Genomic DNA, 22,999 nt, shown 5'->3' with positions numbered 1-22,999 from the left:
ACGAGTGGCCGCAGGGTTTGAGAGGATGGGTGAATGCCTATCAACCGCTTTCCCCTCCAGCTGCGCTTCGGCGACGAGGACTCCAACGGGCATGTGAACAACGTGCGCTTTGTCCAATTCATGGAAGAGGCGCGGGTGCGCCTGAGCCTGCTGCCGCTGGGAGCCTCTCTGTCTCCTCAGGATCCGGCCGAGACCTTCCGGTCCGTGACCTCCCGGATCGGCATGACGCTGGTGGCACGCCAGGAGATTGAATACCGCGCGCCGCTTGTCTACCGCCAGGAACCTGTCTGGGTGGAAATCTGGGTGACCGGTATCGGGGCTTCCAGCCTCACCTACGGGTTCCGGATTGCGGACGACGACGGCGGCAGGGTCTACGCCTATGCCGAGGCCATGCTGGTCATGGCCGACGCGCAGACCGGCCGGCCGACGCCGTTGACCGAGCTGCAGCAACGGATCCTGGACGGGTGGCGCGGGGAGCCCGTGCCGTTCCGTGGAAGCACAGCCGCCAAAACCGGTTCCGCCGTGTCCGCTCCCGCCGGGGGAACCCGATGACGGCGTCGAACGAATTGATTCTGGCGGATCCGCAGGTCACTGCCGATCTTCGGACCTTCGTGGTCCGTGCCCGGGCAGCCGATGACGGCGCCGTGCGGCTGCAGGCCGTCGGATCCGTGCTTGCCGCCTACGTCTGCGTCCTGCGGCCGCGCGCTCTGGGCGAGGACGTGCCCACGGTGCTGGGGATGCGGACCATGCCGCTCGCCGCGCCGGCGCAGGTTGATACAGCAGTTTCCCTGGCTTCGGTTGCCGACCGCCTGGCCCGGATGGGGGAGACGGATACGGTGCTTCCGGTGCCGCCCGTGACCGTGACCGAAAGCTGGACCGGGGTGGGCGCACCACGCAGCGGATGGGAACGCGGCGCGGATGTTTCCTTCAAGTTGTTGGAACAGGCTGCCCACCGCGGCATCAAGGAGGTGGCGGCGCTGGTTCCTGCCAGCTCCGGGGCGCCGGTGGTCAATACTGCCCGCGGCGCCGTGTGGGGCCGCCGCCTGCCGGACGTCGCTGCGGCCATTCCTGCGGGAGCGGCATTTGCCGCGCTGACCCTGGGGTTCCTCCCGGCCGGCGCGGACGGCCAGGCAGCGGTTTTCCACTGCGGCAGGTGGACGCGCTTGAGTATGCCTCGCGGCCACGTCCTGATCCGCTCGGCGTCAGTGTTGGGCTGACACCGCCGGGCTGACGCTGCCGGGCTGAGCCCGGCGGAGGGCTAACCGCCGTCGGGCTAGGCGGAATTGACCATTGAGTGTGCCGCGCGCTCCAGATAATCCCAGAGCGTCGCTTCATGCAGCGGCGAAAGCTCCAGGGAGTCCACGGCGTCGCGCATGTGCCTCAGCCAGGCATCGCGGGCGGAGGGAGTGACGGCGAAGGGCATGTGCCGCATCCGCAGCCGAGGATGTCCGCGCTGCTCAGAGTAGGTCCGCGGACCACCCCAGTACTGCTCAAGGAACCCCTGCAGGCGCTCCTTTGCTGCTGTCAGGTCCTCCTCGGGGTACATGGGCCGCATCAGCGGGTCCTCGGCGACCCCGGCGTAAAAGACATCCACCAGTTTCACGAAGGTCTCATGCCCGCCCACGGCCTCGTAGAAGTTCTCCGTGTAGGCCGGCTGCGTGAACGCCGGTGAGACGGACAGCGGCATGGAGGGCCGGTTTTCTGACGGTGTGCTCATGAGAGCTCTCCCTTGGTGGAAGCCGCGGCGGCACCCTGGTGCTCCTCGGCAGCTGGTTCCGGCTCGCGGTAGTCGCCCTGGGAACGGTTGCCCACCTTGGCCAGCTCGCCGTTGCGGATGTACCAGATCACGCCGCGGTCATCGACAACCCGGGTGATGCGGATACCCACCGACTGCACCGTTCCGACGGTGTCTCCCACCTCAATCACGTCACCGATGCCGTACTGGTCCTCGATGGTGATGAAGAACCCGGCCAGGGCGTCGCGGATCAGCTCCCGGGCACCGAAGCCCAGGGTGATGCCAACAATTCCCACACTCGCAATCAGCGGGGCAACGTCGATGCCGACGGCACCAAGGACCATGATGATTACCACAGTCCAGATACACAGGCTTACCGCGCTGCGCAGCAGCGCTCCGATAGTGTCCGCACGCTGGGCGCGGCGCTTCTTGTCCAGGGTGCGCATCACCGGCTGGGCCCATTTCAGCTTCGAGGAGCTGAAGAGGGCATAACCCTTCTGCGCGCGTTGGACAACGCGGTTGATCAGGAACCTCGCTGCGGTCCAAACCAGCAGACCGATCAGGATGATCATGCCGGCTTGGATAAGGCCGGACCAATCGAAGTCGGCAACGGTGAGGGACGAGGTATCAATTTCTGCGGCGGTCAGCAACGGACGGTTACCGTCCCTTTCATCTTGGGGGAGCGAGCTGCCGTGTTGGGAAGCAAGCTGCGGGCACAGACAAGGCTACCGGGATAGGCTCCCAACATGCGCATTCTCATTCTTGGTGGAACCCGGTTTTTGTCCCGTGAAGTTGCCCGGCAGGCGGTGGCCCGCGGCCATGATGTGACGTGCCTTGCCCGCGGCGAGTCCGGGCCGCCCGTGACCGGCGCGGCCTTTGTCACCGCAGATCGGGAGGTGGGCGCCGTCGCCTATGAAGGGCTCGACGGCGGCTGGGACGCAGTGATCGACGTCGCCCGCAAACCGCGGCAGGTCCAGGAGGCGCTGCTGGCGCTGGCAGGGCGCAGCAGTTACTGGTCACTGGTGTCCACGTCCTCGGTGTACGCCTCCAACAACACACCTGGCGAAGACGAGAATGCTGAACTTCTTCCGGCTCTGAAGCCGGTTGACGGGGTGTTCCCAGACCCTGCGGACCATGAATACGGTGAGGCCAAGGTTGCCTGTGAAGAACTGGTATGGGATTTGGGTCCGGGAGACGTGCTGGTGACTCGGCCCGGCCTGATCGCCGGCCCCGAAGATGAAAGTGACCGGTTTGGCTACTGGCCGGCACGGGTGGCGCAGGAACGCAGCCCGGTGTTGATCCCCGATATGGCCGAGACCATGACACAGACCATCGACGTACGTGATCTGGCGCTGTGGCTGGTCACGGGTGCCGAAGATACCCGGACCGGTACTTACAACACCATGGGTCCCTCGGTTCCCTTTGGGGAGCTGTTGACTCTCTCCACTGCCGCCGCGGGCTATCACGGGAGTTTCCGCACCGCGGATCCGCAGTGGCTGCATGAGCAGGGCGTGGCGTACTGGGCAGGGAATGAGTCCCTGCCGCTGTGGATGCCCCAGGGGTATGCGGGCTTCTCCACCCGCTCGAACGCGGCTGCACTGGCGGCCGGGCTGAGCCTGCGGCCTGTGGAACACACCGTCCGCGACGTCCTCGCCGATGAAGAGGACAGGGGACTGCACCGGGAGCGCAAATCAGGGCTCTCGGCTGCCCGGGAAACGGCGCTGCTGGCTGCCCTGGATGAAGCCGAAGGCACGGGGCGCGGGTAGGCGATGGGTAAAGTCCGGGGATCCGCAGGTCAGAGCGCGACGGCGGGTTCGGGCTGATGCAGCACCGGAAAGTTCACGCTGCGGGCGATGAAGCACAGCCGGTTGGCTTCGGCATGTAGTTCCGCCGCTGTAACGGCGGAGTTCCCCGCGGCAACGGTGACCCGGGGGCGGAGCAGGGCGCCGGTAAATTCGCCGCTGCCGTCCCGGTTTAGGTGCAGGGTGCCTTCGGCGTCGTCGGCGTAGGCCACCACCGTAATGCCGTGCTTCACCGCGACGTGCAGGTAGGAGAGCATGTGGCACTGGGAGAGAGCGGTGAGCAGCAGCTGCTCGGGGTTCCACCGGTCCCGGTCGCCGCGGAAGGTGGGATCGGCGGTGCCGGCCAGATCGGGCAGGCCGTCGGCCCGGATGATGTGGTCGCGGCCGTAGCTGCGGTAAGTGTCAGTGCCGCTGCCCCGGTTTCCCGTCCACTCCAGGGAGACGGCGTACCGGTGTTCGGAAAGATCCATGGTTCCAGGCACTTCCTTTTCTGCTGTGGAGTAACGGCGCTGCCCCGCAGGTTCTCCTGTGGGGCAGCGCCGTGTTGGCCGCTTCGGGCGGCCGGGGATGTTACTTGTCCGCCGCCTGGGCCTTCAAGGCACGGACCACGCCGTCGCGGCTTTCCAGAAGGAGCCGGCGCAGAGAGGGAGCCTCGTCGCCCAGGGACTCCAGGAACGCATCTGTGGCGTCCACAGTGGCCTGCGTGGTTAGCCGTGACGGGTAAAGACCGGTCACGATCTGCTGGGCAATTTCGTGGGTCCGGGTATTCCACACCTCGCGCACCGACGTGAAGTACTTCCGGGCATAGGGTTCCAGCAGCGCCGTGTCATGCACGCGGCTGAAACCGACGATCGCCGAACGCTGGGCGGCGTTGGGCATGTCGGTGCGCTGAACGATGGCTTCCCATGCTTTGGCCTTGGCCTCGGCGGTGGGAAGGGCGGCCCGCGCCATGGCCGCGGCAAGCTGGCCGGTTGCCGTAGCGTCCTTTTCCAGCTCTGCGGCGATGTCCGCTTCGCCGAGGCGGCCGCCGGCCACCAGTCCGGTCAGCAGTTCCCAGCGCAGGTCGGCATCGATGTTCAGGCCTTCCAGCGTCCGGTCACCGGAGAGCAGGCCGGCCAAAGTATCCAGGTGCTCACCGGTGACGGCATGCCCGGCGAAGGACTTGACGAACTGGAGCTGGGAGTCGGAACCGGGGGCTGCCGCGGCGGCGAGCTCCCACACACTGTCTGCTGCTGCGGCCGTCATGGCTTCGCGGTCCGCCGGCGCCACGTAGAAGGCGAGCGTGGTGGCAAGCTGGCGCAGCAGCACCTGCACCACCGAGGAGTCCGATTCGGAGCCGATGTTCTGCAGGACCAGTTCCACGTAATTGCGGGCGGGAATCTCGCCGTCGCGCGCTGCGTCCCAGGCCGAAGCCCAGACAAGGGTGCGGGGCAGGGAAGCTGAGATGTCCCGCAGCCGCCGGACAGCGGTGTGCTCGGACTTGGGATCCAGGCGGATCTTGGCATAGGCCAGGTCATCGTCGTTCAGCAGCAGCAGGTCCGGGCGCTGCCGTCCCACCAGCTCGGGAACCTCGGTGCGTTCACCGTCAATGTCCAGCTCCACACGGTGGGTGCGGTGCAGCTTGCCGTCCTCGCCGCCGTCATAGAAGCCAATGGCCAGCCGGTGCGGCCGCAGGGTCGGGTACTCGGCCACGGCACCCTGAAGAACCGCGAACGAGGTGATCGCGCCGTCGTCGTCCACTACCAGTTCAGGGCGCAGCGTGTTCACGCCGGCGGTCTCCAGCCACAGCTCGGACCATTCCTTCAAATCCCGGCCGCTGGCTGCTTCCAGCTCGGAGAGCAGATCCTTCAGCTCGGTGTTGCCCCAGGCATGCTTGCCGAAGTACTCACGCACACCGGCCATGAACTGGTCCTGGCCCACCCAGGCGACCAGCTGCTTGAGCACGGAGGCGCCCTTGGCATAGGTGATGCCGTCAAAATTCACCTGCACGTCTTCGAGGTCACGGATCTCGGCAACAATCGGGTGCGTGGTGGGCAGCTGGTCCTGGCGGTAGGCCCAGGCCTTCTCCATGGACGCGAACGTGGTCCAGGACTGCTTGAATTCGGTGGCGTCCGCTGCGGCCAGGGTGGACATGAATTCGGCGAAGGATTCATTCAGCCACAGGTCATTCCACCAGCGCATGGTGACCAGGTCGCCAAACCACATGTGCGCCAGCTCGTGCAGAATGGTGACGGCGCGGCGCTCCACGGTGGCCTCCGGCACGCGGGAGCGGAAAACGTAGCTTTCCAGGAACGTCACGGCCCCGGCGTTTTCCATGGCCCCGGCGTTGAATTCCGGCACGAAAAGCTGGTCATACTTTTCGAACGGGTACGGCGTCCCGAACTGCTGTTCGTAGAACTCGAAGCCCTGCCGGGTCAGCGTGAACACGTTTTCTGCGTCCAGGTGCTGCATCAGCGACTTGCGGGCAAACACGCCCAGCGGAATCACGCGTCCGTCGGAGCTGGTGAGCTCGCTGCGCACCGACTGGTACGGTCCGGCGATGAGTGCAGTGATGTAGGAGGAAATGCGCGGGGTGGGTGCAAAGGACCAGGTGGCGTTCTTGCCGTCTTCTTCCAGTGAACCTGCCGCAACGGGTGCCGGGGTGGGGGAGTTGGAGATGACATCCCAGTGCGACGGCGCCGTGACGGTGAAGCGGAAGGCCGCCTTCAAATCCGGCTGTTCAAAGACGGTGAACATCCGGCGGGAGTCGGGGACCTCAAACTGGGAATAGAGGTATACCTCGTTGTCCACCGGGTCCACAAAACGGTGCAGGCCTTCGCCGGTGTTCATATAGAAGGCATCGGCCTCCACCACGAGCTCATTGGACTCGGCCAGGTTCGGCAGCTGGATGCGGACGCCGTCGGACACCTCGGCGGCGTCCAGATCCACGCCGTTCAGGGTGACGCGGCGGACTGCTGCCGTAACGGCATCGATGAAGGTGGAAGCGCCCTGCCGTGCGGAGAACCGAACCACGGTGGTGCTGCCGAAGACTTCATCCCCGCGGGTGAGGTCAAGGTTCACGTCATAGGAATCGACGCTGATCAGTTCTGCTCGTTCACGGGCTTCTGAGCGCGTGAGATTCATACCTGGCAAGGTGTTGCCTTTCCAATATGCGAAGTGGAGTCCGCCGTCCCATAAAATCGGCCTGGCGGAACTCGGCCTGACGACTTATAACAATTGCAACATTGTCTCACTGGTTGAGGCTCAGGAAAGAAAGGAACTGCAGATTGTTGGGGTAAGTGCCGATTCCGCCGGCTGCCCCGGATCATGACGGCCGCCGATGAGGCCCATTATTTGTGCCAGCGGGGCAACGGCTAGGCTGGAAGCGCAGGATTTCCCCACACATGAAACGGATGGAACATGCGCGTCCACATTGCAACCGACCACGCGGGCATGGAACTCAGTGCCCACCTCCTGGCACACCTTCAGGAGAAGGGTTACGAGATGGTGGATCACGGTCCGCAGGCCTATGACGCCGAAGATGATTACCCGGCGTTCTGTATTGCAGCAGCTGAAGCCGTGGTGATTGACCGCCAGAGCGGCGTCGACGCGCTGGGTATTGTCCTGGGCGGCTCCGGCAACGGCGAACAGATTGCCGCCAACAAGGTCCGCGGCGTCCGCGCTGCGCTCGCCTGGAATCTCTCCACCGCAAAACTGGCCCGTGAGCACAATGATGCGAATGTCATCGCCGTGGGCGGCCGTCAGCACACAGTGGAAGAGGCAACCGAAATCATCGAGGCGTTCCTTACCGAGCCGTACAGCAACGCCGAGCGGCACAACCGCCGCATTGCGCAGATTGCCGAATACGAAACGACCGGTTCAATCTCGGGTTCCTGATGCCTGAAGGGCATTCCATCCACCGGCTTGCCCGGCAGTTCACTTCGGTGTTTGCCGGGCACCGGCTGGAAGTATCCAGCCCGCAGGGGCGCTTCTCCGGCGGTGCCGCGCGTCTGGACGGGCACGTCCTGGTCAGTGCATCCGCGCACGGCAAGCAGCTTTTCCTGGGCTTCGACAATGATCTGTTCCTGCGCATCCACCTTGGCCTGTACGGAGCATTCGATTTTGGCGGCGACTCCAGTTTCCTGGGTGCCTCCAGCATTGGGGCCCCGCGGAAGGTGGGGGAGCGGGAGATAGCGTCCGACGACGACGGCGGCTCCTATGCTGGTCCGCCCCCTCCCCGGGGGGCCGTCCGCGTGCGGCTGGTGTCGGAGCATGGCTGGGCGGACCTCCGCGGACCGACGGCCTGTGAAGTGATGACCGACGCGGAGCGTGCCGCCGTGGTCGCCCGCCTGGGCCCCGATCCGCTGCAGGACGGAGCAGGCGCCGACGGCGCGGAATTTGCAGCACGGCTGCGTAAGCGCGGATCGCCGGTGGGCCTGCTGCTGATGAACCAGGAGGTCCTGGCCGGGGTGGGCAACGTTTACCGTGCCGAAGTCCTTTTCCGGCAGCGGCTCTCACCCTGGCGGCTGGGCCGCGAGGTGCGGGAACAGGAGGCAGCAGTGCTCTGGGCGGACATCGTCTCCGTCATGGCTGACGGCGTTGCCCAGGGCCGAATTATTACCACCGTGCCTGCAGACCGTGACAATGACGCGGCCCCCGTGCCCCGGGAGGAAGCACACTACGTTTATCAACGCACAGGCCTGCCCTGCCGCCGGTGCGGGACGACTATTGCCGGAACTGAGATGGGTGCCCGGAAGCTGTACTGGTGTCCCGTCTGCCAGGAGAAGTAACCCCGGCGCCGGCCGGGGCACCGTTGCATGGTGACTCGCGGCGGGTTTAGCGCCCTCGCGCGTTGGCTGCCTTCGACGGCGGGACAAAAGAAAAGGGTCTTCCACATAAGCGGAAGACCCTTTCGAACCCGGCAAATGCCGGTTATATTTTGCTGAGGGGATGACGGGAATCGAACCCGCGTGATCAGTTTGGAAAACTGAGGCTCTACCATTGAGCTACATCCCCGGCGCCCTAAGGCAGGTTTTACCTTAGCACGGTAAATCAGCGGTTCGGTAATCCCGTCCCGAATCGGCCTCCATGGAGTGCCGGGCCACATCGAATTGTGCACTGGGCGGTTTCTGCCGGTAGGCTGTCAGGTGCACTGACGGGGTGTAGCTCAGCTTGGAAGAGCGCCTGCTTTGGGAGCAGGAAGTCGCAGGTTCAAATCCTGTCACCCCGACTCTGTAGTACACATGGTGCAGACCCAATCCCAGAACCCTCAGGAGAACTACGCTGTGAAGAGCGCTGTAGAAAACCTCACACCCACGCGGGTAAAGCTCGTTGTGGAAGTTCCGTTTGAGGAACTGAAGCCGAGCATCGACGAGGCCTACAAGACCGTCGCCACCCAGGTCCAGGTGCCTGGCTTCCGCAAGGGCAAGGTCCCCAACAGGCTCATCGACCAGCGCGTCGGCCGCGGCTACGTGCTGGAAACAGCCATCAACGACGGCCTTAACGGCTTCTACCAGGAAGCTGTGCAGGAAACGGGCATCCGTCCGCTGAGCCGCCCCGAGGTGGAAATCAGCGAAGTTCCGGACCCGGCCACCGACGAGGGCCAGCTGGTCTTCAACGTTGAGCTGGATATCCGTCCCGAAATCGAGCTTCCGGATTACGCCGGCCTTGAGGTCACCGTTGAGCCGGCTGAAGCCTCCGACGACGACGTCGCCAAGGCCCTGGACGAGCTCCGCGGCCGCTTTGGCACCCTCAAGACTGTTGACCGTCCCGCTGCCGAAGGCGACTTCCTCACCATGGATCTCGTGGCCAAGGTCAACGGCGAAGAGATCGATTCCGCTGCAGACCTGTCTTACCAGGTAGGCGCCGGCACCATGCTTGAGGGCATGGACGAAGCAGTCACCGGCCTGTCCGTTGACGAGTCCGCCACCTTCGAGACCAAGCTCGCCGGCGGCGAGCACGCCGGCGAAGACGCCACCGTCACGGTCACCATCAAGGCTGTCAAGGAGCGCGAGCTTCCTGAGGCCGACGACGACTTCGCTCAGCTGGCGAGCGAATTCGACACCATCGAAGAACTCCGTGAAGACCTGACCAAGCGTGCCGCTGAGTCCAAGCTGATGGAGCAGGGTGTTGAGGCCCGCGACAAGGTCCTGGAGAAGCTGCTGGAAATGATCGAGGTTCCGGTTCCGGAGTCCGTCGTCGAAGAGCAGCTGGAACAGCACTTCAACTCTGAGAACGCACAGTCCCAGGGTAAGGATCACGACACCGAAGAGCACCGCGCAGAAGTTCGCGAGAACACCGCCGCTGCCTTCAAGAACGAGATCATCCTTGACGCTGTCGCTGACAAGGAAGAGATCGGCGTCAGCCAGAACGAGCTCATCGACTACATCGTCTCCGCAGCCGGCCAGTACGGCATGGATCCGAACCAGTTCGCCCAGCTGATTGACCAGAGCGGCCAGGTCCCCATGATGGTTGGCGAAGTCCGCCGCCGCAAGGCACTTGCCAAGGTCCTGGAGCAGGCCAAGGTTACCGACACCGCAGGTGTTGAAATCGACCTGAGCGAATTCGTCCGCCCCGCCGGCGAAGAAGCACCGGTTGAAGAAACCGAAGCGCCCGAGGCCGAGGTTGCCGAAGAAGCCAAGAAGGATGACAAGGCGTAGTCTCCCGCTGGGAGACTGACCGCCTGGTCGGACCTAAATGCGCCGCCTGCCCGCAAGGGCCGGCGGCGCATTTTGCTTAAGCTCCGGGGGTGTGACAGGCACGGCCTACAGCTGTGACGGGCATCGTGCGCCGTCAGCGAACAGTCCGCGAAACGGGAGCAGATCACAGGCGTAACAGGTTAGTGTCCTAGGAGAGATAAACGGCGGGACCAGCTGACGCGGTTAGCGGTTCTGTACCCCGCCAGAGCGAGAGGTCACTCAGAATGGCAATTGCACCCACCACACCCACCATGGCAACGGTCGACCCGGCCAGCCGCGACGACTACATCTACAATCGCCTGCTGCGTGAGCGGATCATCTGGTTGGGCTCGGAAGTCCGCGATGACAACGCCAACGCCATCTGCTCTCAGCTGCTGCTGCTCTCCGCCGAGGACCCTGAAAAGGACATCTTCCTCTACATCAACTCTCCCGGCGGATCGGTGACGGCCGGCATGGCCATTTACGACACCATGCAGTTCATCCCCAACGACGTGGTCACCGTGGCAACGGGCCTGGCCGCCTCCATGGGCCAGTTCCTGCTGTCCTCGGGCACCAAGGGCAAGCGCTACGCCACGCCCCATGCCCGCATCCTCATGCACCAGCCCTCCGGCGGTATCGGCGGCACCGCCTCCGATATTCGGATTCAGGCGGAACTGATCCTTCACATGAAGCAGGTCATGGCGGAACTTACCGCCGAGCAGACCGGACAGACTGTGGAGACCATCCTGAAGGACAATGACCGCGACAAGTGGTTCACTGCCCAGGAAGCACTGGAGTACGGATTCTTCGACAAGATCTCCGCGCACGCCGGCGGCGTCACCGGCGGCGGCGGAACGGATCAGGACAAGGGCGCGGCCCCGGCCGAGGACTAACCCTTCCTCCCTCCCCGCGCACCTTTCTTAGACTTCAGGAGTAAAGCAATGAACATGAATTTTGGAACCGCAGGCGGAACGGCGCCGCAGATGCCGTCCAACCGCTACGTACTGCCGCAGTTCGAAGAGCGCACGCCTTACGGCTTCAAGCGCCAGGACCCGTACACCAAGCTGTTCGAGGACCGCATCATCTTCCTGGGTGTCCAGGTTGACGACGCCTCCGCCGACGACGTCATGGCCCAGCTGCTGGTCCTTGAGTCCAACGACCCGGACCGCGACATCACCCTGTACATCAACTCCCCGGGCGGTTCGTTCACGGCCATGACGGCCATTTACGACACCATGCAGTACATTCGTCCGGAAATCCAGACAGTCTGCCTGGGCCAGGCGGCCAGCGCCGCTGCCGTCCTGCTGGCTGCCGGCACACCGGGCAAGCGCCTGGCGCTGCCGAACGCCCGCGTGCTGATCCACCAGCCCGCCCTCGGCGGCGGCGAGCGTGGACAGGCTTCGGACCTGGAAATCCAGGCAGCTGAAGTGATGCGCATGCGGACCTGGCTGGAGGACACTCTGGCCCTGCACTCCAACCACACGTCCGAAGAAGTGAACCGGGACATCGAGCGTGACAAGATTCTCACGGCCGCCAGCGCTCTCGAATACGGACTGATTGACCAGGTGCTGGACTCCCGCAAGATCAAGACTCCGGCCATCAACCGAATGTAAGTCTCAGGGAGGCCCGCGGCGCGAAATTTCGCACCGCGGGCCTTTCGGTTGCTGTATCACTGTTCCAAGTGTCCTAGAGTGGAACATGGCTTCGGCCTTCGGCTGTCCTGCACGGGACGGATGCCGGCACTGTTTTAAACGATGGACCATCTAAGGGGACTGAACTATGGCTCGCATTGGTGAGAGCACGGATCTGCTCAAGTGCTCTTTCTGCGGAAAGAGCCAGAAGCAGGTCCGCAAGCTCATTGCCGGCCCCGGAGTCTACATTTGCGACGAGTGCATCGACCTCTGCAACGAGATCATCGAAGAGGAACTCTCCGAAGTAGCGGACCTGGGCACGTTTGAGCTGCCCAAGCCGCGCGAGATCTTTGACTCGCTCCAGGAGTACGTCATTGGCCAGGAACCGGCCAAGCGCTCCCTCGCGGTCGCCGTGTACAACCACTACAAGCGCATCCAGGCCGGCCATGCTCCACGCAACACCGGCAACCTGTCCGACGCCGTCATTTCGGACGACGTGGAAATCGGCAAGTCCAACATCCTCCTGATCGGCCCCACCGGCTGCGGCAAGACCTACCTGGCGCAAACCCTGGCCCGGCGCCTGAACGTTCCCTTTGCCGTCGCCGATGCCACCGCACTGACTGAAGCCGGTTATGTGGGCGAGGACGTGGAGAACATCCTGCTCAAGCTCATCCAGGCCGCTGATTACGACGTCAAGAAGGCCGAGCAGGGCATCATTTACATTGACGAGATCGACAAGATCTCGCGCAAAAGCGAAAACCCCTCCATCACCCGTGATGTCTCGGGCGAAGGCGTGCAGCAGGCCCTGCTGAAAATCCTCGAAGGCACAGTTGCCTCGGTTCCCCCGCAGGGCGGCCGCAAGCATCCGCACCAGGAATTCATCCAGATCGACACCACCAATGTCCTCTTCATTGTGGCCGGTGCCTTCGCCGGGCTGGAAGAGATCATCGGTTCCAGGTCCGGACGGAAGGGCATCGGTTTCGGTGCGCCTTTGAATGAGAGCGCCAAGGAAGCAGATTCCTACGCGGACGTCATGCCCGAGGATCTGCTCAAGTTTGGCTTGATCCCCGAGTTCATCGGCCGGCTCCCCGTGATCACCACGGTCTCCAGCCTGGATCGGGAGGCGCTGATCCGGATCCTCACCGAGCCCAAGAACGCGCTCGTCAAGCAGTACCAGCGGATGTTCCAGCTCGACGGCGTTGAACTCACCTTCGAACCCGCAGCCCTGGACGCCGTCGCAGACGCCGCACTGTCCCGCGGCACCGGTGCCCGCGGCCTCCGGGCCATCCTCGAGGAAGTGCTGCTGCCGGTGATGTTTGACCTGCCCAGCCGCGAGGACGTCGCCACGGTGGTCATCACCGAAGACGTGGTCACGAAGAAGGCCGAGCCCACCCTGATCTCGCAGGCCGTGGCAGCCAAGCGCCGGAACAAATCGGCCTGATCCGCGGTTACCCCCAACCAGCAGTACCCTGCACCCGGGGGCCAGAGGGCTGCCCGCGTTTTCCGCTAATCCTGAAGGAGTGTTCCGTGAGCTCACCTGATTCTGCCGCCACAGCTGATTTTTGGTTTGATCCGATCTGTCCGTTTGCCTGGGTCACCTCACGGTGGATGGGTGAGGTGGAAAAGGTCCGGGAGGTCAGCACCTCCTGGCACGTCATGAGCCTGGGCGTCCTGAATGAGGGCCGTGACCTGCCCGAGGACTACCAGGAGCGTATGAAGGCGGCGTTCGGCCCGGTCCGGGTCATCATTGCAGCCTCCGAACGCCACGGCGACGAGTACATCAAGCCGCTCTATGACGCCATGGGGACCCGGATCCATATCGGTGGAAACTCCGACCTGGACGCCGTCATCCGTGAATCCCTGGCCGAGGTGGGGCTGCCGGCTGAGCTGGCCGGATACGCGCACAGCGGGGAATACGACACTCAGCTGCGGGCCTCGCACCAGGAGGGCATTTCCAAGGTGGGCGACGACGTCGGAACCCCGGTGGTGGCCTTCAACGGCACCGCCTTCTTCGGTCCGGTGCTGACGCGGATTCCGCGCGGCGAGGAAGCGGGCAAAATGTTCGACGGCGCCCTCATGCTCGCCGAAAATCCGGCTTTCTTTGAAATCAAGCGCAGCCGAACCGAGAGCCCGCAGTTCGACTAGGACATGTCCCGGCTCAGCCGGTGCCCAGGACGCAGAAAGCCCCGCCGGATTTTTCGATCCGGCGGGGCTTTCGTCTTGCTCAGGCGTTGGACCTACTCAGCTGCGGGTGTCAGCTCAACGTCGGAGACAGCCAGTTCGCCGTCACCGGCGGCCAGGGACAGCTCGCGGACGTTGCCGGCTGCCTTGAGATCAGCCAGCCCTGCCTGCAGCTGCGCCACCTGCGCCTCGGACGCCGTCACCGTGGCTTTAAGGACCTCTGTGCGCTGCTTGACCTTCGCCTCGGATTTGGCCTTGCGGATGCCGCCCAGAGCGGCGGCAACAGTGGCGAGGATGCCGGCGTCGGCCGTTGCCACTGCGGAGGACAGCGCGTCAACGTTCGGCCACGGGGCGCGGTGCACCGAACCGTGGCGCCACCAGCCCCACACCTCTTCAGTGGCGAAGGGCAGGAACGGCGCGAACAGGCGCAGCAACGCATCCAGGGTGGTCGCCAGGGCGGCCAGGACCGAAGCCTGCTCCTCCTCGCCGAACGCTCCGTACGCGCGGTCCTTGATCAGTTCCACATAGTCATCGGTGAAGGACCAGAAGAAGGACTCGGTCAGCTGCAGCGCCTTGGCGTAGTCGTACTTCTCGAACGCCTTGGTGGAAGCGTTGACCACTTCGGCCAGCTGCTTCAGCAGTGCGGAGTCCAGGGCATTGGTGATTACCGAAGTGTCGGCCGTGACCACGTTCTTCTCGGTGGCGCCCAGGTTCAGCACAAACTTGGAGGCGTTGAGCAGCTTGATGGCCAGACGGCGGCCGATCTTCATCTGCGCAATCTCGTAGGCCGTGTCCGCACCCAGCTTGGCGGAGGCCGCCCAGTAGCGCACGGCGTCGGAACCGTAGTCGTCGAGCACGTCGGTGGGAACCACCACGTTGCCCTTGGACTTGGACATCTTTTTGCGGTCCGGATCCAGGATCCAGCCGGAGATGGCCGCGTGCTTCCACGGTGCGGCATGGTTCAGCGCATTGGCGCGCACCACGGAGGAGAACAGCCAGGTGCGGATGATGTCGTGGCCCTGCGGGCGCAGGTCAAACGGGAACACCTTGGCGAAGAGGTCCTCGTCGCGGCTCCAGCCGCCCACAATCTGCGGGGTCAGCGAAGAAGTGGCCCAGGTGTCCAGGACGTCAGCGTCGCCCACAAAACCGCCGGGCGCGTTGCGCTGGGATTCCTCGTAACCCGGGGCCGGTTCGGCCGCCGGATCTACGGGGAGCTGCTCGGAGGCGGGCAGCACAGGGTGGTCATAGTCCGGGTTTCCGGAGGCATCCAACGGATACCAGACAGGCACGGGAACGCCGAAGAAACGCTGGCGGGAGACCAGCCAGTCCCCGTTCAGGCCTTCAATCCAGTTTTCGTAGCGGGACCGCATGAACGAGGGGTGGAAGTCGATTTCCTTGCCTCGGGCGATCAGGGCCGCGCGGCGGTCCTCGTCGCGGCCGCCGTTGCGGATGTACCACTGGCGGCTGGTGACCACCTCGAGGGGCTTGTCGCCCTTTTCGAAGAAGTTGACCGGGTGGGTAATCTTCTTCGGCTCGCCCTCGAGGTCGCCGCTTTCGCGCAGCATCTCCACGACGGCTTCCTTGGCGCTGAAGACGGTCTTCGCAGCCACGGCGGCGTAGTTTTCCTTCGCCTGTTCCGTGGTGATCCACTCCGGGGTGTCAGCCAGCAGGCGGCCGTCACGGCCGACGACGGCACGGGTGGGCAGGTTCAGTTCGCGCCACCAGGTGACGTCGGTCTGATCGCCGAAGGTACAGATCATGGCGATGCCCGAACCCTTGTCCGGCTTAGCCAGCGGGTGCGCGCGAACCTGAACCTCGACGTCGAACAGCGGGGAGGTCACCGTGGTGCCGAACAGGCGCTGGTAGCGCTCGTCGTCGGGGTGTGCCACCAGGGCCACGCAGGCAGGCAGCAGCTCGGGGCGGGTGGTCTCGATGAAGACCTTTTCGCCGTCGGGCGCAGAGAAGCTGATGCGGTGGTAGGCGCCGGTCTGTTCCCGGTCCTCCACCTCGGCCTGGGCGACGGCGGTGCGGAAAGTGACGTCCCACAGCGTGGGGGCCTCCGACATGTAGGCATCGCCGGCCTTGAGATTCTCCAGGAAGGCGCGCTGGCTGACGGCGCGGGAGTTGTCATCGATGGTGCGGTAGGTCCGGGTCCAGTCCACGGACAGGCCCAGGGTGGAGAAGAGGTCCTCGAACACCTTTTCGTCCTCCACCGCCAGCTCTTCGCACAGCTCGATGAAGTTCCGGCGGGAGATGACGTCGAAGTCGCGCTGGTTCTTGGGTGCGGTTGCCGGGGGCCGGTAATCGGGATCGTACGGCTTTGTCGGATCGCAGCGCACACCGTAGTAGTTCTGCACCCGGCGCTCGGTGGGAAGTCCGTTGTCGTCCCAGCCCATCGGGTAGAACACGTTTTTGCCGGTCATCCGCTGGTACCGCGCCATGACATCGGTCTGCGTGTAGGAGAACATATGGCCCACATGCAGCGAGCCGGAGGCCGTGGGCGGGGGAGTGTCGATGGAATAGACGTCCTCGCGGACCGTGTCTTCGTTGAACGCGTACGTTCCCTCGTCGCGCCAGCGGCGGCTCAGAGTTGCTTCCAGCCCCTCAAGGGCGGGCTTGTCGGGGACGGATACGGTCTTGGGTTCATTGTCGGGCGTGTCTGTGCCCGGAAAATTATCAGCCATGGTGCCATTCTTCCATGCGGGAGGTGCGGCGCGGGGAACTGTTGCGCCCGCCGGGCTGCGGTCACCGGGTACGGACCCTGTGCGGTCCGTGCCGCCCGCCGTAGCATCCGGGGTATGGCAAGGCTTCAGGAGAACCCGGGTTCGATCCGCATCCGCCGCATCTATGAAGCGCCCGACGGCGGCTACCGGGTGCTGGTGGACCGGCTGTGGCCGCGCGGGGTTTCCAAGGCCCGGGCTCAACTGGATGAATGGCGCAAGGACCTGGCCCCGAGCACTGACCTGCGCAAATGGTTCGGGCATCGGGAGGACCGTTGGTCCGGATTCCAGGAACGGTATCGGGAGGAGCTTGCTGCCAACCCGGAGGTCCCGGCCTTCTCGCGTGCCTGCGCCTCCCGGGCGGACACCGTGCTGCTCTACGGGGCACGTTCCGAGACGGAAAACGAAGCGGTGGTGCTGCGGGAGTATCTGCTGGGCCTGCTCGGAGCCCGTGCGTGAGCCCGTGCGTGAGCCGGGGCGCGAGCGCGTGCGTCGGCCGGGGGTACTTACCGGGTGGCAACTGGGCACGGGTTCCCACCCTTTGTTGCCTGCTGTTGCTGGTGGGACATCAGGAGTGCCCATCTGCCTCAAAGGGTGGGAACGTGTGCGCGGCCTGGCCCGGCAGCTGCTGTTTTGGGCTTAGCGATTGAGGGCTCGGCGAACAAGTGCCACGAACTGCTCCGGGTGGTACAGCACCATCTCCGCAGTGACCCTCAACGTGTGCCATCCCGCCACCGTGGCTTCATTCCAGCGTGCCCGGTCCCTGCGGTAATGTTCCCGGCTGCTGTGGAACTCGTAGCCGTCAATTTCCAGGATCAGGCGCCCCTGGACCAGAAAGTCAACGCGGCCGACTCCCGGGATCTGCACTTCCCTCTCAATCCCTAACCCAGCTGCGTGGAGATGAAAACGGGCGCAGACTTCCAGCGGTGACGCGGTCCGCGGACTGACGGTGCGGAGGAGCTGCCGAATGTGCCAGTCCTTGGGGCCGGTAAAAGACTGCTCGAGGGCCCGAAGCCCGATGTGGTTCCGGCTGACTGCACACTCGGCCAACAGCAAGGCCTGCAACGGGGGAAGGCAACGGAACGCCGTTGTGATGATCTGCCGCGGCGCCGCTATCAGCCTTTTCGCAGTGCGTGGACCCCTGTGGACTACGGCCAGTGGGAGGTGGTTCTGCCGATCCGCAGCGACGTGAACCCGGCACGGGCCCGGTTGATGCGGCCCGGAGCCAGGTCCATCCGCCAGCGTCCACCAGCCCAGCACCCTCGCCGCCGAGATGCAGGTCAGTGACACACCGTTGACTGCTGCAAAGACAACTTCAGCAGGTGCATCGTGCAGGGCGTAGGTGCCCCGTCCCGGTTGAACGACGATCCTGTCTTTTACCGCCCGCTCGATCTCCGCTCGGTGAAAGCCGTTGGCCGTTAGGGTGCCGTATCGTGCTGCCCCGTGGTGTACCCGCAGGAACACTTCCATATTCTGCATGTCCGCCAGCTTGAGAGTGCTTTGTCCAGCACGGCAGTGGCTACAGGGCTTCTGTTGATTGGCCCGCCCCTTTCAGCGCCGGTGGAGGATCGTTGATCAGGCCAATCCGCCGACCCCGCGCACGCGATCCCACGCTCTGTGACAGATGGATATTGCTGAGGTCCCAGCAGCAACAGGAGATAACGAAGGGTGGGAACGCGTGCGCGGCAAGCCCGGGAGGAGCCGCAACCCGGGAGGAGCGGCAAGCCCGGGAGGAGCCGCAACCCGGACCCGGGACCCGCCACACTGCAACACCGCAACACCGCAACACAGAAGCTGAACCGGCAGGGGAAGTCGCTAGGGTTGTGCCATGACCACCAAACGCGCAGTAGTGACCGGAGCAAGTTCAGGAATTGGAGCGGCGGCCGTTCGGGCCCTGCGGAATTCAGGCTGGGACGTGGTGGCCGTGGCCCGCCGCGGGGAAAAACTCCAGGCGCTCGCCGCGGAGACCGGCGCGCGGGCCATCACAGCAGACGTGACCGACAGCGAGTCAGTGGCCCGGATGGCCGGAGAGGTGCTGGCAACCGGGGGAGTAGACGCCGTGATCAACAATGCCGGCGGAGCCTGGGGTGTGGACTCCGTGGCGACCGGCAAGCTCGGCGACTGGGAAGCCATGTACAACGTGAACGTGCTCGGCGCGCTCCGCGTCACCCAGGCCTTCCTGCCCGCGCTGCGCGCCTCCGGACACGGCTCAGTGCTGATGGTGACCTCCACCGCCGCGCTCGCCTCCTACGAAGGCGGCGCCGGATACTGCGCCGCCAAGTCCGCTGAGCAGGCGCTCGCAGAAACCCTGCGCCTGGAGGAAGCGGAGAACAACGTCCGCGTCATCGAGATCCTGCCCGGCATGGTCAAGACTGAAGAGTTCACCCTGAACCGTCTGGGCAACAACAAGGAAGCCGCGGAAAAGGTCTACGCCGGAGTGGAGAAGCCCCTCACCGCGGAGGACGTTGCGGACGTCATGGCCTATTCCCTGAACCTCCCGCATCACATCAACCTGGATAAGGTAGTGCTGCGTCCCGTGGCCCAGGCCGCCAACCATAAGGTCATCCGCCGCCAGCCGGCGCAGGGATAGCTTCGACAGAGGGAACTTCCACCAGGGGTAACTTCGACAACCCCGGGGGTGTGGCCTAAACTGACGGAAGCAGCTTTGACCCGGCCATCACCGGTGAGCTTCCGGAAGAACGGCGCCGCACCCCTTTTTTGAGATGTTTTGGGATGTAGAAGGACGATCGCGCGCCCAGTAGAACCGGACGGGTAAGCCCGTCACAGCAGTCAACGAGCGGCAGCCCGACTCGACGGCGCAGTGCACTGCAGATGTGCAGCACGGCGCACGACGACGACGGCGGCAAGCGAGGTGGTACCGCGGGTTCTGAGTCGGCTTTGAGTCGGTAATAACTCCGCCCTCGCATCCTGTATTTCACCAGAACTACTTGCCGCTATCAGGATGACGAATATGCCTTCTATTTATCCCAAGGCCACTACGGCCGCCGCTCCGGCAGAAAACGCCGCCCCGTCTTCCCCTAAGTTTCCGGAACTCGAAGAACTGGTTCTGAAGTACTGGGAGAAGGACGGCACCTTCCAGGCCTCCATTGACGCCCGGCCCGCCGGCAAGGACGGCTCCAACGAGTTTGTCTTCTACGACGGCCCTCCCTTCGCCAACGGCCTGCCGCATTACGGCCACCTGCTCACCGGATACGTCAAGGACCTGGTGGCCCGCTACCAGACCCAGCGCGGCCGCCGCGTGGAGCGACGCTTCGGCTGGGACACGCACGGTCTGCCCGCCGAACTCGAGGCGATGAAGCAGCTGGGCATGTCCGACAAGGTCCAGATCGAAAAGATGGGCATCGACAAGTTCAACGACGCCTGCCGCGCCTCCGTGATGGAATACGCCGGCGAGTGGAAGGACTACGTCACCCGCCAGGCCCGCTGGGTGGACTTCGAGAACGACTACAAGACCCTCAACGTGGACTACATGGAGTCCGTCATCTGGGCCTTCAAGACCCTGCATGAGAAGGGCCTGACCTACAGCGGCTTCCGGGTGCTCCCGTACTGCTGGAAGGACGAGACTCCACTCTCCAACCATGAGCTGCGCATGGACGACGACGTCTATAAGGACCGCCAGGACCAGACCGTCACGGTGACCTTCCCGATCATCGCCGGTGAGAACGGGCTGTCCGCGGAACTCGACGGCGTCCTCGCCATCGCCTGGACCACCACGCCCTGGACCCTGCCCACTAACATGGCCCTCGCCGTCGGCCCCAAGGTCCGCTACGCCGTAGTGCCCGCCGGCCCCAACGGCACGCCGCAGGACAAACCGGAGGCCCGCTACCTGCTGGCCGAAGACCTGGTGGGTGCCTACGCCAAGGACCTGGGGTACGACGACGCCGAGGCCGCCCGGGCGGCCGTCACCTCCGTGCACCTGGGCAGCGAGCTGGCCGGACTGCGCTACGAGCCGCTGTGGAACTACTACACCGACACCGAGAAGTGGGGCACGGACAAGGCCTGGCAGATCGTCACGGCCGACTACGTCACCACCACCGACGGTACCGGCATTGTCCACCAGGCTCCGGCCTACGGTGAAGACGACCAGAAGATCTGCGAACTCAACGGCATCCCCGTGATCCTGTCCGTGGACGAGGGCGGCAAGTTCCTGCCCATGTTCGGTGCGGGCGAGCTCTCGGACATCGCCGGACTGCAGGTCTTCGACGCCAACAAACCCATCACCAAGGTGCTGCGCGCCGACGGCCGCCTGCTGCGCCAGGCCAGCTACGAGCACAGCTACCCGCACTGCTGGCGCTGCCGGAACCCGCTGATCTACAAGGCTGTTTCCTCCTGGTTCGTGGAGGTCACCAAGGTCAAGGACCGCATGGTGGAACTGAACCAGCAGATCAACTGGATCCCGGAAAACGTCAAGGACGGCCAGTTCGGCAAATGGCTGGAAAACGCCCGCGACTGGTCCATCAGCCGCAACCGCTACTGGGGCAGCCCCATCCCGGTCTGGGTCTCCGATGATCCCAACTATCCGCGCACCGACGTGTACGGTTCGCTGGCAGAAATCAAGGCCGACTTTGGCCGCCTGCCGGTAAACAAGGCCGGCGAGCCGGACCTGCACCGCCCCTTCATCGACGAGCTGACGCGCCCGAACCCGGATGATCCGCGCACCCCCGAAGAGGGCCAGTCCACCATGCGCCGGGTCGAGGACGTCCTGGACGTCTGGTTCGACTCCGGCTCCATGCCCTACGCCCAGGTGCACTACCCGCATGAGAACGCCGACTGGTTTGAGCACCACAACCCGGGCGACTTCATCGTGGAGTACATCGGCCAGACCCGCGGCTGGTTCTACACGCTGCACGTCCTCGCCACCGCGCTTTTTGACCGCCCGGCCTTCCGCAACGTCATCAGCCACGGCATTGTGCTGGGCTCGGACGGGCAGAAGATGTCCAAGTCCCTGCGCAATTACCCGGACGTCTCCGAGGTCCTGGACCGCGACGGCTCCGACGCCATGCGCTGGTTCCTCATGGCCTCTCCGATTCTGCGCGGCGGAAACCTGATCGTCACCGAACAGGGCATCCGCGAGGGCGTCCGCCAGGTCATCCTGCCGCTGTGGAACGTGTGGCACTTCTTCACCCTTTACACCAACGCCGCGAACAACGGCAACGGCTACGAGGCCAAGGCGCGCTACGAGTCCACCGAACCGCTGGACAACTACATGCTGGCAGCCACCGGCGACCTGGTCCGGACCATGACGGAGCAGCTGGACAGCTATGACGTGTCCGAGGCCTGCGAAACGCTGCGCCAGTATATGGACACGCTGACCAACTGGTACATCCGCCGCAGCCGCACCCGCTTCTTCGACGAAGATACTCAGGCGTTCGATGTGCTCTACACCTGCCTGGAAACGGTGTGCCGGGTGGCAGCCCCGCTGCTGCCGCTGGTCTCCGAGGAAATCTGGCGCGGGCTCACCGGCGGGCGCTCCGTGCACCTGACCGACTGGCCCGACGCCGGAGCGTTCCCGCAGGACCCCGCCCTCGTGGACCGCATGGACCGCACCCGCCGCATCGCCTCCGTGGGTTCCTCCCTGCGCAAGGCCGCCAACCTTCGGGTGCGGCTGCCGCTGTCCGAAATGACCGTTGTGGCCCCCGACGCCGGGGCGCTGCAGGGCCAGTTCGCGGCGATCATCGCCGATGAGCTGAACCTGAAGTCCGTCCGGCTGATGGAGGCTGCGGCCGCTGATCCGGCTGAGTTCGGCATCACGCAAAAGCTGGTGGTCAACGCCCGCGCCGCCGGTCCCCGCCTGGGCAAGAATGTCCAGACGGCCATCAAGGCCTCCAAGTCCGGGAACTGGTCGGTGGACGACGCCGGCACGGTCACCGCCGGCGGCCTGGAACTGCAGCCGCAGGAATACACGCTGGAAACGGTAGTGGAAACGGCCGACGGCGAATCCGCCAAGGCTGTCTCCGTGCTGCCCGGCGGCGGCTTCCTGGTGCTCAACACCGAGGTCACCCCCGAGCTGGCCGCCGAGGGCACCGCCCGGGACGGCATCCGTGCCATCCAGCAGGCCCGCCGCGACGCGGACCTGCACATCAGCGACCACATCCGTACCGAGGTCATCACTTCCGAAGCCTCCGCCGCGGCCCTTGAGGCTAATGCGGAGCTGATCAAGTCCGAAACCCTAACCGACCAACTGGTGGTCACCGCCGTCGAGCTTGCCGACGACGCTGAAGAATTCACCGTCACTGTGGAGAAGATCTAATGA

At 64.5% G+C, this 22,999-nt stretch carries 19 protein-coding genes and 2 tRNA genes; 14 read left to right on the top strand and 7 right to left on the bottom strand.

Going from position 1 to position 22,999, the window contains the following annotated elements; all coding sequences use genetic code 11:
* The first annotated feature begins 33 nt into the window (after window positions 1–33).
* Both ABIB35_RS05765 and ABIB35_RS05760 read left to right on the top strand, forming a co-directional pair.
* Window positions 34–552, top strand: a complete 519-nt coding sequence (locus ABIB35_RS05765) for an acyl-CoA thioesterase (protein WP_354179670.1) — start codon at window positions 34–36, stop codon at window positions 550–552.
* Window positions 549–1,217: a DUF8185 domain-containing protein gene (locus tag ABIB35_RS05760; protein ID WP_354179668.1), complete on the top strand. Its 669-nt coding sequence runs from the start codon at window positions 549–551 to the stop codon at window positions 1,215–1,217. Before ABIB35_RS05765 ends, ABIB35_RS05760 begins: the two co-directional genes overlap by 4 nt.
* Before the next feature lie 56 nt (window positions 1,218–1,273).
* Here the strand turns inward: ABIB35_RS05760 and ABIB35_RS05755 are convergent, their stop codons facing one another.
* Together ABIB35_RS05755 and ABIB35_RS05750 are read right to left on the bottom strand one after the other, a co-directional pair.
* Window positions 1,274–1,717, bottom strand: a complete 444-nt coding sequence (locus ABIB35_RS05755) for a globin (protein ID WP_354179666.1) — start codon at window positions 1,715–1,717, stop codon at window positions 1,274–1,276.
* Window positions 1,714–2,385: a mechanosensitive ion channel family protein gene (locus tag ABIB35_RS05750; protein WP_354179664.1), complete on the bottom strand. Its 672-nt coding sequence runs from the start codon at window positions 2,383–2,385 to the stop codon at window positions 1,714–1,716. Before ABIB35_RS05750 ends, ABIB35_RS05755 begins: the two co-directional genes overlap by 4 nt.
* 96 nt (window positions 2,386–2,481) lie before the next feature.
* On the opposite strand from ABIB35_RS05750, the gene ABIB35_RS05745 reads away from it, so the two are divergent.
* Window positions 2,482–3,501 (top strand): NAD-dependent epimerase/dehydratase family protein, encoded by a 1,020-nt coding sequence (locus ABIB35_RS05745; protein WP_354179662.1) that lies wholly within the window; start codon window positions 2,482–2,484, stop codon window positions 3,499–3,501.
* 29 nt (window positions 3,502–3,530) lie between these two features.
* On the opposite strand, the gene ABIB35_RS05740 is transcribed toward ABIB35_RS05745, so the two are convergent.
* Together ABIB35_RS05740 and pepN are read right to left on the bottom strand one after the other, a co-directional pair.
* Window positions 3,531–4,007, bottom strand: coding sequence for an OsmC family protein (locus ABIB35_RS05740; RefSeq protein ID WP_354179660.1), 477 nt, complete (start codon window positions 4,005–4,007; stop codon window positions 3,531–3,533).
* Window positions 4,008–4,107: 100 nt separating this feature from the next.
* Entirely contained in the window at window positions 4,108–6,660 is a 2,553-nt protein-coding gene (gene pepN / locus ABIB35_RS05735; protein ID WP_354179658.1) for an aminopeptidase N, read from the bottom strand.
* 276 nt (window positions 6,661–6,936) lie between these two features.
* Between pepN and ABIB35_RS05730 the strand changes: the two genes are divergently transcribed.
* Together ABIB35_RS05730 and ABIB35_RS05725 are read left to right on the top strand one after the other, a co-directional pair.
* A complete protein-coding gene (locus ABIB35_RS05730; protein WP_354179656.1) occupies window positions 6,937–7,413 on the top strand; it encodes a ribose-5-phosphate isomerase in 477 nt (158 codons plus the stop codon).
* Window positions 7,413–8,306 (top strand): Fpg/Nei family DNA glycosylase, encoded by an 894-nt coding sequence (locus tag ABIB35_RS05725; protein WP_354179654.1) that lies wholly within the window; start codon window positions 7,413–7,415, stop codon window positions 8,304–8,306. The genes ABIB35_RS05730 and ABIB35_RS05725 overlap by 1 nt, the downstream gene beginning before the upstream one ends.
* A 155-nt stretch (window positions 8,307–8,461) precedes the next feature.
* On the opposite strand, the gene ABIB35_RS05720 is transcribed toward ABIB35_RS05725, so the two are convergent.
* Window positions 8,462–8,532: transfer RNA gene (locus tag ABIB35_RS05720), tRNA-Gly, on the bottom strand.
* A 140-nt stretch (window positions 8,533–8,672) separates the two neighbouring features.
* Here ABIB35_RS05720 and ABIB35_RS05715 point away from each other — a divergent pair.
* The 6 genes from ABIB35_RS05715 to ABIB35_RS05690 all read left to right on the top strand — a co-directional run bounded on the left by ABIB35_RS05715 (window position 8,673) and on the right by ABIB35_RS05690 (window position 13,969).
* Window positions 8,673–8,746 (top strand) — tRNA-Pro (locus ABIB35_RS05715).
* Window positions 8,747–8,801: 55 nt separating this feature from the next.
* Window positions 8,802–10,175: a trigger factor gene (tig, locus tag ABIB35_RS05710; protein WP_354179651.1), complete on the top strand. Its 1,374-nt coding sequence runs from the start codon at window positions 8,802–8,804 to the stop codon at window positions 10,173–10,175.
* 290 nt (window positions 10,176–10,465) lie between these two features.
* Window positions 10,466–11,086 (top strand): ATP-dependent Clp protease proteolytic subunit, encoded by a 621-nt coding sequence (locus tag ABIB35_RS05705; RefSeq protein WP_104054784.1) that lies wholly within the window; start codon window positions 10,466–10,468, stop codon window positions 11,084–11,086.
* A gap of 48 nt (window positions 11,087–11,134) precedes the next feature.
* Window positions 11,135–11,806: an ATP-dependent Clp protease proteolytic subunit gene (locus ABIB35_RS05700; RefSeq protein ID WP_354179650.1), complete on the top strand. Its 672-nt coding sequence runs from the start codon at window positions 11,135–11,137 to the stop codon at window positions 11,804–11,806.
* Window positions 11,807–11,972: 166 nt separating this feature from the next.
* The gene (clpX, locus tag ABIB35_RS05695; RefSeq protein ID WP_354179648.1) at window positions 11,973–13,265 is read left to right on the top strand and encodes an ATP-dependent Clp protease ATP-binding subunit ClpX; all 1,293 of its coding nucleotides are present in this window, start codon (window positions 11,973–11,975) and stop codon (window positions 13,263–13,265) included.
* Between the two features lie 86 nt (window positions 13,266–13,351).
* The gene (locus ABIB35_RS05690) at window positions 13,352–13,969 is read left to right on the top strand and encodes a mycothiol-dependent nitroreductase Rv2466c family protein (protein ID WP_354179646.1); all 618 of its coding nucleotides are present in this window, start codon (window positions 13,352–13,354) and stop codon (window positions 13,967–13,969) included.
* A 92-nt stretch (window positions 13,970–14,061) separates the two neighbouring features.
* On the opposite strand, the gene valS is transcribed toward ABIB35_RS05690, so the two are convergent.
* Window positions 14,062–16,689, bottom strand: a complete 2,628-nt coding sequence (valS, locus tag ABIB35_RS05685; protein WP_354179644.1) for a valine--tRNA ligase — start codon at window positions 16,687–16,689, stop codon at window positions 14,062–14,064.
* A gap of 114 nt (window positions 16,690–16,803) precedes the next feature.
* On the opposite strand from valS, the gene ABIB35_RS05680 reads away from it, so the two are divergent.
* Window positions 16,804–17,184 carry a DUF488 domain-containing protein gene (locus ABIB35_RS05680; protein WP_354179642.1) on the top strand — a complete coding sequence of 127 codons (381 nt, stop codon included), beginning with the start codon at window positions 16,804–16,806 and terminating at the stop codon, window positions 17,182–17,184.
* A 180-nt stretch (window positions 17,185–17,364) separates the two neighbouring features.
* Here ABIB35_RS05680 and ABIB35_RS05675 read toward each other — a convergent pair whose 3' ends face one another.
* Entirely contained in the window at window positions 17,365–17,592 is a 228-nt protein-coding gene (locus tag ABIB35_RS05675; protein WP_354179640.1) for an endonuclease domain-containing protein, read from the bottom strand.
* A gap of 961 nt (window positions 17,593–18,553) precedes the next feature.
* On the opposite strand from ABIB35_RS05675, the gene ABIB35_RS05670 reads away from it, so the two are divergent.
* Together ABIB35_RS05670 and ileS are read left to right on the top strand one after the other, a co-directional pair.
* The gene (locus ABIB35_RS05670; RefSeq protein ID WP_354179639.1) at window positions 18,554–19,315 is read left to right on the top strand and encodes an SDR family oxidoreductase; all 762 of its coding nucleotides are present in this window, start codon (window positions 18,554–18,556) and stop codon (window positions 19,313–19,315) included.
* Between the two features lie 372 nt (window positions 19,316–19,687).
* Window positions 19,688–22,996, top strand: a complete 3,309-nt coding sequence (gene ileS, locus ABIB35_RS05665) for an isoleucine--tRNA ligase (protein WP_354179637.1) — start codon at window positions 19,688–19,690, stop codon at window positions 22,994–22,996.
* Window positions 22,997–22,999 lie beyond the last annotated feature (3 nt).

The sequence above is a fragment of the Arthrobacter sp. UYP6 genome (genome assembly GCF_040547315.1).
Taxonomy (GTDB): domain Bacteria; phylum Actinomycetota; class Actinomycetes; order Actinomycetales; family Micrococcaceae; genus Arthrobacter_B.
This window is presented reverse-complemented; position numbering and strand designations above follow the sequence as displayed.

Excerpts from the sequence above, each read along its gene's own strand:
- ABIB35_RS05670 (WP_354179639.1), top strand. The coding sequence starts at position 18,554 with ATGACCACCAAACGCGCAGTAGTGACCGGAGCAAGTTCAGGAATTGGA.
- ABIB35_RS05745 (WP_354179662.1), top strand. The coding sequence starts at position 2,482 with ATGCGCATTCTCATTCTTGGTGGAACCCGGTTTTTGTCCCGTGAAGTT.
- ABIB35_RS05700 (WP_354179650.1), top strand. The coding sequence starts at position 11,135 with ATGAACATGAATTTTGGAACCGCAGGCGGAACGGCGCCGCAGATGCCG.
- ileS (WP_354179637.1), top strand. The coding sequence starts at position 19,688 with ATGACGAATATGCCTTCTATTTATCCCAAGGCCACTACGGCCGCCGCT.
- ABIB35_RS05740 (WP_354179660.1), bottom strand. The coding sequence starts at position 4,007 with ATGGATCTTTCCGAACACCGGTACGCCGTCTCCCTGGAGTGGACGGGA.
- ABIB35_RS05725 (WP_354179654.1), top strand. The coding sequence starts at position 7,413 with ATGCCTGAAGGGCATTCCATCCACCGGCTTGCCCGGCAGTTCACTTCG.
- clpX (WP_354179648.1), top strand. The coding sequence starts at position 11,973 with ATGGCTCGCATTGGTGAGAGCACGGATCTGCTCAAGTGCTCTTTCTGC.
- ABIB35_RS05730 (WP_354179656.1), top strand. The coding sequence starts at position 6,937 with ATGCGCGTCCACATTGCAACCGACCACGCGGGCATGGAACTCAGTGCC.
- ABIB35_RS05765 (WP_354179670.1), top strand. The coding sequence starts at position 34 with ATGCCTATCAACCGCTTTCCCCTCCAGCTGCGCTTCGGCGACGAGGAC.
- ABIB35_RS05760 (WP_354179668.1), top strand. The coding sequence starts at position 549 with ATGACGGCGTCGAACGAATTGATTCTGGCGGATCCGCAGGTCACTGCC.
- ABIB35_RS05680 (WP_354179642.1), top strand. The coding sequence starts at position 16,804 with ATGGCAAGGCTTCAGGAGAACCCGGGTTCGATCCGCATCCGCCGCATC.
- ABIB35_RS05705 (WP_104054784.1), top strand. The coding sequence starts at position 10,466 with ATGGCAACGGTCGACCCGGCCAGCCGCGACGACTACATCTACAATCGC.
- ABIB35_RS05755 (WP_354179666.1), bottom strand. The coding sequence starts at position 1,717 with ATGAGCACACCGTCAGAAAACCGGCCCTCCATGCCGCTGTCCGTCTCA.
- valS (WP_354179644.1), bottom strand. The coding sequence starts at position 16,689 with ATGGCTGATAATTTTCCGGGCACAGACACGCCCGACAATGAACCCAAG.
- pepN (WP_354179658.1), bottom strand. The coding sequence starts at position 6,660 with ATGAATCTCACGCGCTCAGAAGCCCGTGAACGAGCAGAACTGATCAGC.